This is a genomic window from Kineococcus gurbantunggutensis, assembly GCF_050871925.1.
Lineage (GTDB): Bacteria > Actinomycetota > Actinomycetes > Actinomycetales > Kineococcaceae > Kineococcus.
The window spans coordinates 1-14,119 of sequence record NZ_JBJLSG010000059.1 but is presented as its reverse complement, the minus strand read 5'-3'; the positions used below and the strand labels follow the sequence as shown (position 1 = coordinate 14,119).

At 76.9% G+C, this 14,119-nt stretch carries 11 protein-coding genes and 1 tRNA gene; 6 read left to right on the top strand and 6 right to left on the bottom strand.

The genetic code is table 11. The annotated features are described in order from the left end of the window. Window positions 1-20 precede the first annotated feature (20 nt). Window positions 21-1,169: an SLC13 family permease gene (locus ACRYR7_RS12735; RefSeq protein ID WP_432572471.1), complete on the top strand. Its 1,149-nt coding sequence runs from the start codon at window positions 21-23 to the stop codon at window positions 1,167-1,169. A gap of 68 nt (window positions 1,170-1,237) precedes the next feature. Then, window positions 1,238-3,034 (top strand): bifunctional metallophosphatase/5'-nucleotidase, encoded by a 1,797-nt coding sequence (locus tag ACRYR7_RS12730; RefSeq protein ID WP_432572470.1) that lies wholly within the window; start codon window positions 1,238-1,240, stop codon window positions 3,032-3,034. 97 nt (window positions 3,035-3,131) lie between these two features. Here ACRYR7_RS12730 and ACRYR7_RS12725 read toward each other — a convergent pair whose 3' ends face one another. The 6 genes from ACRYR7_RS12725 to ACRYR7_RS12700 form a co-directional block, all read right to left on the bottom strand. Beyond that, a complete protein-coding gene (locus ACRYR7_RS12725; RefSeq protein ID WP_432572469.1) occupies window positions 3,132-4,277 on the bottom strand; it encodes a bifunctional RNase H/acid phosphatase in 1,146 nt (381 codons plus the stop codon). Further along, a complete protein-coding gene (locus ACRYR7_RS12720; RefSeq protein WP_432572468.1) occupies window positions 4,274-5,017 on the bottom strand; it encodes a zinc ribbon domain-containing protein in 744 nt (247 codons plus the stop codon). The genes ACRYR7_RS12725 and ACRYR7_RS12720 overlap by 4 nt, the downstream gene beginning before the upstream one ends. A gap of 8 nt (window positions 5,018-5,025) precedes the next feature. Beyond that, window positions 5,026-5,925, bottom strand: a complete 900-nt coding sequence (locus ACRYR7_RS12715; protein WP_432572467.1) for a Nif3-like dinuclear metal center hexameric protein — start codon at window positions 5,923-5,925, stop codon at window positions 5,026-5,028. 20 nt (window positions 5,926-5,945) lie between these two features. After that, window positions 5,946-6,018: transfer RNA gene (locus ACRYR7_RS12710), tRNA-Val, on the bottom strand. Between the two features lie 38 nt (window positions 6,019-6,056). Beyond that, complete coding sequence (locus ACRYR7_RS12705) at window positions 6,057-6,500, bottom strand: redoxin domain-containing protein (protein WP_432572466.1); 444 nt, start codon at window positions 6,498-6,500, stop codon at window positions 6,057-6,059. 44 nt (window positions 6,501-6,544) lie between these two features. Further along, complete coding sequence (locus ACRYR7_RS12700) at window positions 6,545-6,973, bottom strand: DUF3052 domain-containing protein (RefSeq protein WP_432572465.1); 429 nt, start codon at window positions 6,971-6,973, stop codon at window positions 6,545-6,547. 211 nt (window positions 6,974-7,184) lie between these two features. Between ACRYR7_RS12700 and fdhD the strand changes: the two genes are divergently transcribed. The 4 genes from fdhD to ACRYR7_RS12680 all read left to right on the top strand — a co-directional run bounded on the left by fdhD (window position 7,185) and on the right by ACRYR7_RS12680 (window position 14,048). Then, complete coding sequence (gene fdhD, locus ACRYR7_RS12695; protein WP_432572464.1) at window positions 7,185-8,084, top strand: formate dehydrogenase accessory sulfurtransferase FdhD; 900 nt, start codon at window positions 7,185-7,187, stop codon at window positions 8,082-8,084. Between the two features lie 58 nt (window positions 8,085-8,142). Further along, the gene (gene aceE, locus ACRYR7_RS12690; RefSeq protein ID WP_432572463.1) at window positions 8,143-10,899 is read left to right on the top strand and encodes a pyruvate dehydrogenase (acetyl-transferring), homodimeric type; all 2,757 of its coding nucleotides are present in this window, start codon (window positions 8,143-8,145) and stop codon (window positions 10,897-10,899) included. Window positions 10,900-11,158: 259 nt separating this feature from the next. Next, complete coding sequence (locus tag ACRYR7_RS12685) at window positions 11,159-12,808, top strand: MFS transporter (protein WP_432572462.1); 1,650 nt, start codon at window positions 11,159-11,161, stop codon at window positions 12,806-12,808. 76 nt (window positions 12,809-12,884) lie between these two features. Further along, window positions 12,885-14,048: a glycosyltransferase gene (locus ACRYR7_RS12680; RefSeq protein WP_432572461.1), complete on the top strand. Its 1,164-nt coding sequence runs from the start codon at window positions 12,885-12,887 to the stop codon at window positions 14,046-14,048. The last annotated feature ends 71 nt before the right edge of the window (window positions 14,049-14,119 follow it).

The window sequence follows — 14,119 nt, the reverse complement described above, 5'->3', positions numbered from 1 at the left end:
CGGGGCGGGGGGCCGCTGAGGTGTGGTGGGTGTGCGGGCTGGCCGGGGCGCTGGCCGTGGCCACCGGCCTGGTCGGCCCGGCAGGGCTGGCCGAGGTGGCCCACCGCGCCGGGCCCGTCCTGGCGTTCCTGCTGGCCGTGACGGTCGTGGCGGAGCTGGCCGACGAGGCCGGGGTGTTCGACGCGGCGGCGCGGCTGGCCGCGCGCGGCGGGCGCGGGCGCACCTGGCGGCTGTGGCTGCTGGTGGTGCTGCTGGGCGTGGTGGCCACCGTGGTGCTCTCCCTGGACACCACCGCGGTGCTGCTGACCCCGGTGGTGCTGGCGCTGGCCGCGCAGCTGCGCCTGGACCCGCTGCCGTTCGCGATGACGACGGTGTGGCTGGCCAACACCGCCTCGCTGCTGCTGCCGGTGTCCAACCTCACCAACCTCATCGCGCTGGACGAGATGGAGCGCTTCGGGGTCTCGGGCACCGCGGCCTTCACGGCGCTGACGTGGGCGCCGTTCCTGGCCGGCACCGCGACGGCGGTGCTCGTGCTGGCCCTGACGCACCTGCGCTCCCTGCGCGGCGGGTACGGCGCTCCCCCGCCGGCGCCGCCGCGCGACCCGGTGCTGTTCGGCACGGCCGCGCTGGTGTGCTGCCTGCTGGCGCCGGCGTTCGTCAGCGGCGTGGAGCCGGCGGTGCCGGCAGCGGTGGCGGCGCTGGTGCTGGTGGCGGTCTTCGCCCGGCGCCGCCGCGGGGCGCTGCGCCCGTCGCTGCTGCCCTGGCGCACGGTGGTGCTGGTCGCCGGGCTGTTCCTGGTCGTGGAGGCGGCGCGGGCGCACGGGCTGGACGGGCTGCTGCGCGCGCCGGCGGGCACCGGGGAGGGTCTGGGCGCGCACCTGCGGCTGGCGGCGACGGCCGCGGTGGGCGCGAACGTGCTGGACAACCTGCCGGCCTACCTGGCGGTGGAGCCGCTGGCGGGCAGCGCCCCGCGGCTGGTGGCGGTGCTCGCCGGGGTGAACCTCGGCCCGCTGGTGACGCCGTGGGCCTCGCTGGCGACGCTGCTGTGGCTGGAGCGCTGCCGGGCGCGCGGGGTGCGCATCGCGCTGCCGCGCTTCGCCGCGCTGGGGCTGGTGGGCGCCACCGCGTGCACGACGGCCGCCGTGCTGGCGCTGCAGCTCACCACCTGAGGCGGTGCCCGGTGCCCGCCCGGCGGGTCCGTAACCTCCCGGTCACCTGGACCAGGTGCAATGGCCCCATGCACCTTCCCCCCACCCCCGGCCGGCGCGCCCGGCGCACCGGCGCCGCCCTCAGCGCCGCCGCCCTGCTCGCCGGCCTCGGCGCCACCGCGGGCGCGGGCAGCGCCGCCGCCGTCCCCGCACCGCCCTCCATCACGCTCGTGTCGATGACCGACGTGCACGGCCACGTCCTGGACTGGGACTACTTCGCCGGCAAGCCCTACGCCGCCGGGCAGGGCCTGGGCCTGGCGCGCGTGTCCACGATCGTGGACCGCGTGCGCGCCCAGCGCGGCGACGCCTCCACGCTCGTCGTCGACGACGGCGACGCGATCCAGGGCACCCCGCTGACGTACTACTACGCCCGCCAGGAGCCGGTCACCGAGACCGGCGTGGAGCACCCGCTGGCCCAGGCGTACGACGCCATCGGCATCGACGCGCAGGTCGTGGGCAACCACGAGTTCAACTACGGCCTGGACACCCTGGGGAAGTACCGCCTGGACCTGGACGCCCCGCTGCTGGGCGCCAACGTGGTCGACCAGCGCACCGGCACGCCGTACCTGCGCCCGTGGGTGCTGCGCTCGGTCAAGCCCACCGGCGGCGGCAAGGCCGTCAAGGTGGGCATCCTGGGCCTGACCACGCCCGGTTCAGCCGTGTGGGACAAGCAGAACGTCGAGGGCAGGCTCACCTTCGACGACGTGGTCGCCACCGCCCAGCGGGAGGTGCCGCGGATGAAGGCGGCCGGCGCCGACGTCGTGGTGGTGCTCTCGCACTCGGGCTTCTCGGGCCCGTCCTCCTACAGCGAGGCGGAGCTGGGGCCGGAGAACGTCTCCGAGCGGGTCGCCGCCGAGGTGGCCGGCGTGGACGTCGTCGTGGCCGGGCACAGCCACCAGGACAGGCCGCAGACCTGGGTGCCCTCCACCGCCACCCCCGGCAAGGACGTCCTGGTCACCCAGCCGTTCCGCTGGGGCGCCTCGGTGACCGTCACCCGCCTGGAGCTGGAGAAGGAGCGCGGCCGGTACTCCCTCAGCGGCGCCGACGTGCAGGACGTGCGCGCCGCCTCCGCCCCGGAGGACCCCGAGGTCGTGCAGGCCGTGGCCGAGGAGCACCGCAAGACCGTCGACTACGTGAACCAGGTCGTCGCCACCTCCACCGAGGAGCTGCCGGCCACCGGCTCGCGCTGGCGCGACACCGCGATCATCGACTTCATCCAGGACGTGCAGACCGACACCGTGCGCGAGGCGCTGGCCGGCACCCCCGACGGCGAGCTGCCCGTGCTCTCGATCGCGGCCCCGTTCAGCCGCACCGCGGTCTTCCCGCGCGGCGAGGTCACCGTCAAGGACGTCGCCGGGCTGTACGTGTACGACAACACGCTGCAGGCCGTGCGGATGACCGGCGCGCAGGTGCGCGACTACCTGGAGAAGTCCGCGCAGTACTACGCCAGCGTGCCGCCGGGCAGCGCCGCCGACCCGGAGTCGCTGGCCACCGGCACCACGCCGGACTACAACCTCGACCAGCTCGCGGGCGTGGAGTACGAGCTGGACCTGTCGCGGCCGGCCGGCTCGCGCGTGGCGTCGCTGACCCTGGACGGGGCGCCCGTGGCCGACGAGCAGCAGTTCGTCGTCGCGGTGAACAACTACCGCCGCTCCGGCGGGGGGCAGTTCCCGCACGTCGCCACCGCGCCCGTCGTCTACGACGCGCAGGCCGAGATCCGTCAGCTGCTCATCGACCGCGCCCAGGCCACGGGCACGATCGACCCGGCCGACTTCGCGGTGGAGAACTGGTGGCTCACCGCGGGCGGGCAGCGCCTGTTCGGCTGACGCGCCGGCGCAGGAGCTGCGCGGGGACCTCCCGGTCCCGGCGCGGCCCCTGCGCCGCCGTCGACGTCCGCCGCGGTGGCCGGGTCCGGAGGGGCGCTCAGACCCGGTTGACGGCCAGGACCTCGCTGGAGCCGTCGGGGTGCAGGCGCAGCAGCGTGCGGGAGGCGGGGTCCACGCGGATGCGCCGCTGCATGTGCGCGCCGCACCCCAGGCACTCGCGCAGCAGCACCCGCAGCGGGTCGCCGTGGGTGACCAGCACCACGCGCCGGCCGGCCCAGCGGGTGCGCAGCGCGGCGGCGGCCTCGCGCACGCGGCGCTCGACGGCCACCAGGGCCTCCCCGCCGGGCGGGGCCACGGCCGGGTCGTCGGACCAGGCGGCGAACTCCGCCGGCCAGCGCTTGACCACCTCCGCGGCGGTGCAGCCGTCCCAGTCGCCGAAGTCGGTCTCGTCCCACTGCGGGTCCACCAGCACGCGCGCGCCCACCCGCTCGGCGATGACCTCGGCGGTCTGGCGCGAGCGGCGCATCGAGGAGGTGATGACGACGTCGGCGCCGCGCACCTCCTCGCTCGCGGCGGCCCGGCGCGCCTCCTCGCGGCCCGCCCCGGACAGCTCGGGGTCCTCGCCGTAGCGGCCGGACAGGCGCCGCTGCTCGGTCAGCGCGGTGGAGGCGTGGCGCACCAGGACCAGGTCCAGCGGCTCGCCGTGCGCTGCGGCGCCCCGCGCGGGCGCGGCGGGGGTCGAGGCGGCACCGGGGGTGCTGGCGGTGCCGGCAGCCGTGGCGGGGCCCGGGCCGGGCGCGGCGTCGCCGCCGCGGCGCCAGGACCGGCCGGCGGCGGCCGCGTCCATCGCCTCGTTCGCCAGCCGGTCCGCGTGGGAGTTCTGCGCGCGCGGGATCCAGCCGTAGTCCACGCGCCCGGCCGGCAGCACCGCGCGGGCCTCCTCGGCCAGCCGGCGCATGTCGGCGTGCTTGACCTGCCAGCGCCCGGACATCTGCTCGACGACGAGCTTGGAGTCCATGCGGACCTCCACGCGCGCGTCCGGGTCGACGGCGGCGGCCGCGCGCAGGCCGGCGAGCAGCCCGCGGTACTCGGCGACGTTGTTCGTGGCCCGCCCGATGGACTCGGCGACCTCCGCCAGCACCTCCCCGCTGGCGGCGTCCTTGACGACGGCGCCGTAGCCGGCGGGGCCGGGGTTGCCGCGGGAGCCCCCGTCGGCCTCGACGCGCAGCCGGCGGCCGCTCACAGCCCGGACTCGGCGGTGCGCACGAGGATGCGCCCGCACTCCTCGCAGAAGACGACCTCGTCGGCGGCGGCGGCGCGCACCGCGGCCAGGTCGGAGGCGTTCAGCTCCAGGCGGCAGCCCTCGCAGCGCCGCCCGCGCAGCAGCGCCGCGCCGACCCCGCCGCGCGGGGCGCGGGTGCGCTCGTACAGGTCCAGCAGGTCCGCGTCGACGCCGGAGGCGATGGCCTGGCGGCGGGCCAGGGCGGCGCGCTCCTCGGTGGCCACCTCCTGCAGCACCGCGTCGCGGCGGCGGGTGACGTCCTCGGCCTGCTCGGCGAGCTCGCCGTCGGTGGTGGCCAGCTCGGCGGCGGCGAACTGCGCCTGCTCCAGCTTCTCCATCGCCTCCAGCTCGACCTCCTCCAGCACGCCCTGGCGCCGGGCCAGGGACTCCAGCTCGTGCTGCAGGCCCTGCACGTCCTTGGCGCTGCCGGCGCCGGACTCCAGCCGGGCGGTGTTGCGGGCGGCGCGCTCGCGCACCTGCGCCACGTCGGCCTCGGCCTTGGCGACGGCGCGCTCGCCGTCGCTGACGAGGGTGCGCGCGGCCACCAGGACGTCGCCGACGCGGCGCCGCTCGGCGAGCAGGGAGTCCAGCTCCGCCTGCTCGGGCACGGTCGCGCGCCGGTGCGCCAGCTGCGCGAGCCGGATGTCGACGGCCTGCAGGTCCAGCAGCTTCTGCTGGTCGATCGCCGGAGCCTTGGGCATCCGCCGGGTCACTCTCCTCGACTGGGGACGCGCAGCACCCAGGGGTCGGTGCGCGTGGTGGACACGTGGGCGTCCACGGTACGGCCGCGGGCGGCCAGGCCCGTCACCAGGCGGTCGGCGCAGCCGGCCAGCCAGGGCCACTCGCTGGCCCAGTGGGACACGTCCACCAGGTGCGGGGTGCCCGCGGCGCCGGCGGCGGCGCTCTCGCGGGCCTCGGAGGCGGGGTGGTGGCGCAGGTCGGCGGTGACGAAGACGTCGGCGCCGCTGGCGCGCACCTGCGCGAAGAGGCTGTCGCCGGAGCCGCCGCACACGGCCACGCGCCGCACGAGCGCGTCGGGGTCGCCGGCCACCCGCACGCCCTGCTCGGTGGCGGGCAGGGCCTGCGCGACCCGGTCGGCGAAGTCGGCCAGCCGCTCGGGCGCCGGCAGGGTGCCCACCCGCCCGATGCCCAGCTCGGGGCGCCCCGGCTCGGCGGCCAGCGGCTCCAGCGGGACGAGCCCGTCCAGGTCGAGCACGCGCGCCAGGGCGTCGGAGACGCCGGGGGCGGCGGCGTCGGCGTTGGTGTGCGCCACGTGCAGGGCGCAGCCGGCCTCGATGAGGCGGTGCACGAGGCGGCCCTTGGCGGTGGTGGCCGCCACGGAGCTCACCGGCCGCAGCAGCAGCGGGTGGTGCACCAGCAGCAGGTCGGCGCCGGCGTCCAGGGCCTCGTCGACGACCGCCTCGACGGGGTCGACGGCCAGCAGCACCCGGCGCACGGTGCGCGCGGGGTCCCCGCACACCAGGCCGACGGCGTCCCACGGCTGGGCCCAGCGCGCGGGGTGCAGGTCCTCCAGGACCTCCAGGACCTCGGCGAGCAGGGGCGGCGAACCGGGGGGCGCCGTCGTCGGCGCGGGGGTCGTCGTGGCCACGGCGGCACCCTAGCGGCGGGTGGGCCCGGCCGGGTTCGAACCGACGACGGCCGCGGTGTAAGCGCGGTGCTCTACCAGCTGAGCTACGGGCCCGCACCGGCGCGGGGCCGGGCGGCGTCCACGGTAGTGCCTCAGCGCGCCGCGCCCAGCGCCTCCAGGGCCCCCTGGTGCGCGGCCAGCGAGCGGGCCGCGTCCGCGGGGCTGCGCAGCGACCACAGCACCTTGCCGCCGGCCACCAGCAGCGACAGGCGCTCGCTGCGGCCGGTGCTCTCGTCGAAGGCGCCCAGGGCGCGCGAGACCGCCCCGTGCGGCCAGAAGTCGGACAGCAGCGGGAAGGGGTAGCGCCGGTCGTCGCCCCAGGCGCGCAGGGCGGGCACCGGGTCGCAGGACAGCGCCGCGAGCTGCACGCCCGCCTCGTCGAAGGCGTCGACGTCGTAGGCGAGCGCGCCCAGCTCGGCGGTGCAGTGCGTGGAGAAGGCCGCGGGCACGAGCACGAGCAGCGCGGGGCCCTCGGCCCACAGCTCCGACAGCCGCAGGGGCTCGCCGTGCTGGTCGTGCACCACCGCCCCGGGCACCGGGAAGGTGCTGCCGGGGCCGGTGGCCCGCGGGTGCGGCGCGCTCAGCGGCGGCCGTTCTTCGGGGTGGTCATGCGCGTGCCGGCCCAGTTGGCGGAGGCGCTGACGCTGCTGGTGGCGTGCAGCCCCACGGAGGGGGCGGCCTCGTCGATCTCGGCGGCCGGCACGTGCCCGGGCCGGCCCTTCTTGGGCGTCAGCAGCCAGACGATGCCGCCGTCGGCGAGGTTGGTGATGGCGTCGACGAGGGCGTCGCCGAGGTCGCCGTCACCGTCCCGGTACCAGCACAGGACGACGTCGGCGACGTCGTCGGCGTCCTCGTCGAGCAGCTCGTTGCCGGTGAGCTCCTCGACGGCGACCCGGAAGTCGTCGTCGACGTGCTCGTCCCAGCCGAACTCCTGCACGATGTTGCCGGGCTTGAAGCCCAGCTTGGCCACTGCCGCCGTGTCGGCGGCAGGGTCCGCGGTCGCGCCCACGTGCTGTCCTGCCTTCCCTCTGCCCCGCTCCGCGGGGTCGTCCATGGTCTGTGACCTCCTAGTCCAGCCCACCAGGCACCCCGTGCGCAAGGCGGCACCCCCGCCGGAGCGCCGCGCGAGCGCCGCGCGAGCGCCGCGCGAGCGCCGCCGGGCCGTGCCGCGGGGCCGCCCGGGGGCGCGCGCGGCGCCCCGCCGTGGCAGCCTGGCGGGCGTGGGACGGGTCACGACGCGCACGCGCACCGAGCGGCTGGACCTGCGCCCGGGGGGCCCGCGCACGCAGCGGGTGGACACCCTGGCGGTGGAGGAGCCCCTGCAGGTGGAGGTCGACGGCGAGCAGCTGACGGTGACGATGCGCACCCCCGGCGACGACGTGGACCTGGTGCTGGGCTTCCTGCACGCCGAGGGCCTGCTCGGCGGCGCCGGGGACGTGGTGGCGCTGCGGCACTGCACGGACCTCGGCGAGGACGGGCAGCCCACCTACAACGTGGCGCAGGTCACCGCCCGCCCGGGCAGCCGGCTGGCCGGCGAGCGGGTGGCGCGCCCGTTCACGACGACGTCGGCGTGCGGGGTGTGCGGCTCGGCGAGCGTGGAGCAGGTGCTGGACCGGGTGCCCGCGCCGCTGCACGGGGACGGGGTGCGCCTGGACCCCGGCGTGCTGGAGTCGCTGCCGGGGGTGCTGCGCGAGCACCAGGCGGCCTTCGAGCGCACCGGCGGCCTGCACGCGGCGGGCCTGTTCAGCGCCGAGGGCGAGCTGCTGTGCCTGCGCGAGGACGTCGGGCGGCACAACGCGGTGGACAAGGTCGTCGGCTGGGGGCTGCGCACGGGCGCGCTGCCGCTGCGCGGGCGGGTGCTGGTGGTCAGCGGCCGGGCCTCCTTCGAGCTGGTGCAGAAGGCGGCGATGGCCGGGGTGCCGGTGCTGGCGGCGGTCTCGGCCCCCTCCTCGCTGGCGGTCTCGCTGGCCCGGGCGGCGGGCATGACCCTCGTGGGCTTCCTGCGCCCGCCCACGGCCAACGTCTACGCCGGCGCCCACCGGCTGCGGGGGGCGGGTGAGCAGGTCCCCGCCGCGACCGGGCGGGTCCCGGGTGAGGTGGCCGTCGCCGTCGCGGAATAGCCTGGCCCCGTGCCCGCCGACCGCGGGCCGACCGGACGACAGCGGGAGGACCACCACCGTGGCCAGACGCGACGACGCGGGGAACGGCCCCGCGGGGCTCGGCCCCATCCTCAACGGGCTGCCCAGCCAGCTGCCCGACATCGACCCCGAGGAGACCGCGGAGTGGCTGGCCTCGCTCGACGGGGTCGTCGACGAGCGCGGCAAGAACCGCGCCCGCTACCTCATGCTCCAGCTGCTGCAGCGCGCCCGCGAGCAGCAGGTGGGCGTCCCCAGCCTCACCGCGACCGACTACATCAACACCATCGGCCCGGAGCAGGAGCCGTGGTTCCCCGGCGACGAGGACGTCGAGCGCCGCTACCGCGCCTGGATCCGCTGGAACGCGGCGGTCATGGTGCACCGGGCGCAGCGGCCCGGCATCGGGGTGGGCGGGCACATCTCCACGTACGCGTCGTCGGCGACGCTGTACGAGGTCGGCTTCAACCACTTCTTCCGCGGCAAGGACCACGCCGGCGGCGGGGACCAGGTCTTCATCCAGGGCCACGCCTCCCCCGGCGTGTACGCGCGCGCCTTCCTCGAGGGTCGCCTGAGCACCGAGCAGCTCGACGGCTTCCGCCAGGAGGTCTCGGCCGCGCCCAACGGGCTCTCGTCCTACCCGCACCCGCGCCTGATGCCGGACTTCTGGGAGTTCCCCACCGTCTCGATGGGCCTGGGCCCGGCGAACGCGATCTACCAGGCGCAGTTCAACCGCTACCTGCACAACCGCGGCATCAAGGACACCTCCCAGCAGCACGTGTGGGCGTTCCTGGGCGACGGCGAGATGGACGAGCCGGAGTCGCGCGGCTTCGCGCAGCTGGCCGCCTACGAGGAGCTGGACAACCTCACCTTCGTCGTCAACTGCAACCTGCAGCGCCTGGACGGCCCCGTCCGCGGCAACGGCAAGATCGTGCAGGAGCTGGAGGCGTTCTTCCGCGGCGCCGGCTGGAACGTCGTCAAGGTCCTGTGGGGCCGCGAGTGGGACTCCCTGCTCGCCGCCGACTCCCAGGGCGCGCTGGTGAACCTCATGAACGCCACGCCCGACGGCGACTACCAGACGTTCAAGGCCGAGAACGGCGCCTACGTGCGCGAGAACTTCTTCGGCCGCGACGAGCGCACCGCCAAGCTCGTGGCCGGCATGAGCGACGACGAGATCTGGTCGCTCAAGCGCGGCGGCCACGACTACCGCAAGGTGTACGCGGCGTACCAGGCGGCGGTGAACCACACCGGGCAGCCGACGGTGATCCTCGCCAAGACCATCAAGGGCTACGGGCTCGGGCCGCACTTCGCGGGCCGCAACGCGACCCACCAGATGAAGAAGCTGACGCTGGAGGACCTCAAGCTCCTGCGCGACTCGCTGCGCATCCCGATCAGCGACGAGCAGCTGGAGAAGGACCCCTACCGCCCGCCGTACTACCACCCCGGCGACGGCGACGAGGCGATCCAGTACCTGCGCAAGCGCCGCGCCGACCTCGGCGGCCCGGTGCCGCAGCGCCGCGTGCAGCACGCGCCGCTGCACCTGCCCGGCGAGGACGCCTACAAGGTGGCGGCCAAGGGCTCGGGCAAGCAGGAGATCGCCACGACCATGGCGTTCGTCCGCCTGCTCAAGGACCTCATGCGGGACAAGGAGTTCGGCAAGCGCGTCGTGCCGATCATCCCGGACGAGGCCCGCACGTTCGGCATGGACTCGCTGTTCCCGACGATCAAGATCTACAACCCGCACGGGCAGAATTACACGTCGGTGGACCGCGAGCTGATGCTGGCGTACAAGGAGTCGGTGGAGGGGCAGATCCTCCACGTCGGCATCAACGAGGGCGGTTCGGTGGCGGCGTTCACCGCGGCCGGCTCCTCCTACGCCACGCACGGCGAGCCGATGGTGCCGCTGTACATCTTCTACTCGATGTTCGGCTTCCAGCGCACCGGCGACAACATCTGGGCGGCCGCCGACACCATGGCGCGCGGCTTCCTCATCGGCGCCACCGCCGGCCGCACCACGCTGACCGGCGAGGGCCTGCAGCACGGCGACGGGCACTCGCTGCTGCTGGCGGCGACGAACCCCGCGGTGGTGTCCTACGACCCGGCGTACGCGTACGAGATCGGGCACATCGTCAAGGACGGCCTGCGCCGCATGTACGGCGACGAGCCCGAGAACGTCATGTACTACCTGACGGTCTACAACGAGCCGATGGTGCAGCCGGCCCAGCCGGAGGACGTGGACGTCGAGGGCATCGTGCGCGGCATGCACCGCGTGTCGGTGGGCCAGGGCGAGGGCCCGCGCACCCAGCTGCTCGCCTCGGGCGTGGGGGTGGCGTGGGCGCTGGAGGCCCAGCAGCTGCTGCGCGACGACTTCGGCGTCGTGGCCGACGTGTGGTCGGTGACGAGCTGGAACGAGCTGCGCCGCGACGGCCTGGCCTGCGACGAGCACGCGTTCCTCAACCCCGGCGACGACTCGCGGGTGCCGTTCGTGACGCGCAAGCTCCAGGACGCCCCCGGCCCCGTGGTCGCGGTCAGCGACTGGATGCGCGCGGTGCCGGACCAGATCCAGCCGTGGGTGCCGGGCGAGTTCGCCTCGCTGGGCGCCGACGGGTTCGGCATCTCCGACACCCGCGCCGCCGCCCGCCGGTACTTCCACATCGACGGCCCGTCGGTGGCGGTGCGCGCCCTGGAGATGCTCGCCCGCCGCGGCGAGGTCGACTGGCGCGCGCCCGGCCAGGCGATCGAGAAGTACCAGCTGCACGACGTGCGCGCCGGCCGCAGCGGCAGCGCCGGCGGGGAGAGCTGACCGCTCCCCCCGCCCGTCCCCGGGGCCCCGCACCGCTCGCCGGTGCGGGGCCCCGGTGCGTGCGGGGCCGACCGGGCGGCAGGCGGCGGCCGGGGCGGCGCGGCCCGCCACGCGCCGGGCGGCGCGCCCGGGGCGGTGCCCGTGGCAGGACCCTGCCGCGCCCGGCGGCGCGCTGACCGCGGCACCCCGTCCGGTTCCCCGCACCACCGGCGCCGGGCACGCTGGCGGGGACACCCCGCACCGGCTCCCCGGAGGACCCGTGGCTTCGCCGCCCGACACGACCGCCCCCGCGCTGGACGCCCCCGGTGCGCAGCAGGGGCCCTCGCCCGCGCGCCTGCGGGCCCTGCTGGTCCTGCTGTGCACGCCCCTGGGCCTGGTGATCGCGGCGAACTCCTCGCTGGCGCTGGCCCTGCCCTCCGTGGGCGCGGACCTGCGCGCGGACCAGAGCGCCCTGACGTGGGCCGTGGACGCCTACTCGCTGTTCTTCGCCGCGCTGCTGCTGCCCGCGGGCATCGCCGCCGACCGCTTCGGGCAGCGCACCCTGCTGGTGTGCGGGCTGCTCGTCTTCGGCGCCGGGAACCTGGCCTCGGCGTTCGTCACCTCCGCCGAGGCCCTCATCGCGCTGCGGGCCGTGTCCGGCGTGGGCGCGGCCGCGGTCTTCCCGGTGACGCTGTCGGCGCTGGTCTCCTCCTTCCCGCCGGAGCGGCGCGGCTTCGCGATCGCGGTGTGGTCCGGCGTCAGCGCGGGCGGCTCGGTGGTCGGCCTGCTGGCCGCCGGCGCGCTGCTGGAGGCCTTCTGGTGGGGCAGCGTGCAGGTGCTCTTCGGCGCCGCCGCGCTGCTGCTGGTGCCCGGCGTGCTCGCGCTGGTGGGGCAGCACCGCGACCCGCGCCTGTCGCTGGACCTGCCGGGGGCGCTGCTGGCGGTCGTGGCGCTGGCCGGGGTGGTCTTCGCCGTGCTGGAGGCGCCGCTGCACGGCTGGACGTCCGCGCGGGTGCTGGTGCCGCTGGCGCTGGGCCTGGCCGGCGCCACCGGCTTCGTGCTGCGCGAGCTGCGCACCGCCGAGCCCGCCCTGGACGTGCGGCTGTTCCGCAGCCGCGGCCTGGCGGTCGGCAGCCTGCTCGTGGTGGCGCAGTTCTTCACGGCCCTGGGCCTGTTCACCCTGCTGCCGCAGTACCTGCAGGTCGTGCCCGGCTACTCCCCCCTGCAGGCCGCGCTGGTCCTGCTGGCGCTGTCCGTCGGCGCCGGCGTCGGCTCGGCGGTGATGGGCGCGCGCGGGGCGGGCTGGGGGGCGCGCGGGCCCGCCGCCGCGGGGCTGCTGCTCATGGCCGCCGGCTTCCTGGGCCTGGCGCTGGCCGCCGGCACGGGCCTGCTGTGGCACGTCGTGGTGAGCCTGGTGGTCTTCGGCGCCGGCTTCGGCGCCTCCATGATCCCGGGGACGTCGCTGATCCTGCAGGGCCTGCCGCCGGAGCGGCGCTCGGTGGCCAGCGCCGTCAACGACATCACCCGCGAGGTCGGCGGCGTGCTGGGCATCGCGGTGATGTCCAGCGTCCTGGTCGCCACCTACCGCGAGGACCTGCTGCCGGCCCTGACGACGCTGCCCGTCCCGCTCGCCGAGGCCGCCCTGGGCGGCGCCGGCCCGGCGCAGGGCGTCGCGCAGGCCCTCGGGCCGGCCGGCGAGGCGCTGCGGGCGGCGGCCGCCGACGCGTTCGCCGCCGGGTTCGCCGACGCCTTCGTGCTGGCCTCCGGCGTGCTGGTGGTGGCGGCCCTGGCGTGCGGGGCGCTGGCGCCCAGCCGCCGCAGCCCGGGCCGGCACGTCCTGCGGACCTCGGGGCGCACCGGCGCGCCCCGGCCCGCCTCCCGACCCGCGCCCGGCACCCCGCGGCCGCGCGCACCCGACCCGGCCGGCTGAACCGGCCGGGCGCACGACCCGGTGCGCGCCCCGCGGGTGCGCACCGGGGAACCGACCCCGAGCACAGGAGAGCACCGTGCGAGTCCTCGTCAGCAGCCTGCCCGCCTTCGGGCACGTCTACCCCGTGATGCCGACGGCCGAGGCGCTGCGCGCCGCGGGCCACGAGGTGGTGGTGGCCACCGGCGGCACCCCCGCGGACCGGCTCGCCGCGGCGGGCTGGGAGGTGCAGCGCGTCGACGCCGTCATCGAGGCCGCGGTGGGGCGGGTGATGCGCGAGCGGCCGGAGCTGCGGACCCTGGAACCGCGCGAGCGCTGGCGGGTGGCGGCCGCCATGTTCGGCGAGGTCCTGGCCGCCGACGTGGACGAGCAGCTCACCCCCGTGCTGCGCGCCACCCGCCCGGACCTGGTCGTCTACGAGGAGCTGGCGATGGGCGCCGCGGTCGCCGCGGCGCGGGCGGGGGTGCCCGCCGTGCGGCACGGGGTGGGCCCGTGGTCGCCGCCGCCGATGGAGGCCGCGTGCGCGGCGTCCCTGACGGAGCTGGGCCGGCGCGGCGAGGGCGGCGAGCGCGTCCCCGAGGGCCCGGAGGTCTTCGGCCGCCTGCACCTGGACGTGTGGCCGGCGCAGCTGGGCCAGCCCGGCGCGCGGCTGCCGATCCCCTGCACCGCGCTGCGGCCGCAGGCGTGGAGCGAGGGCGAGCAGCCGGTGCCCGGGTGGCTGCGGGGCTCGCGCCCGCGGCCGGTGGTCTACGTGACCCTGGGCACCGTGGCCGCCGGCGAGGCGCCGGTGCTGCGCGAGGTGCTCACGGGCCTGGGCGAGCTGGACGTGGACGTGCTGGCCGCGATCGGCTCGGGGCTGGACCCGGCCGAGCTGGGGCCGCTGGGCCCGCGCGTGCACCTGGAGGCCTTCGTGCCCGCCGCGCGCGTGTTCCCGCTCGTGGACGTCGTGGTGCACCACGGCGGCAGCGGCACCCTGCTGGGCGCCTCGGCGGCCGGGCTCCCCCAGCTCGCGCTGCCGCAGCGCGCGCACGACCAGTTCCCCAACGCCGCCGCGCTGCGGGCGCAGGGGTGCGGCCTGGACCTGCAGCCGGGCGAGGTGACCGCGGCCGCGGTGCACGACGCCGTGCGGCGGCTGCTGGAGGACGGCGCGCACCGCGAGGCCGCCGGCCGCCTGGCCGCCTCGATCGCCGCGCTGCCGGCGCCGGCCGAGGTGGTCGACGTCCTGGTGGGCCTGACGGCCTGAGCGCACCCCCCTGCGCGCACCCCTGCGCGCGGGCGCGGACGGGGCCCGGGACCGCGGTGCGGTCCCGGGCC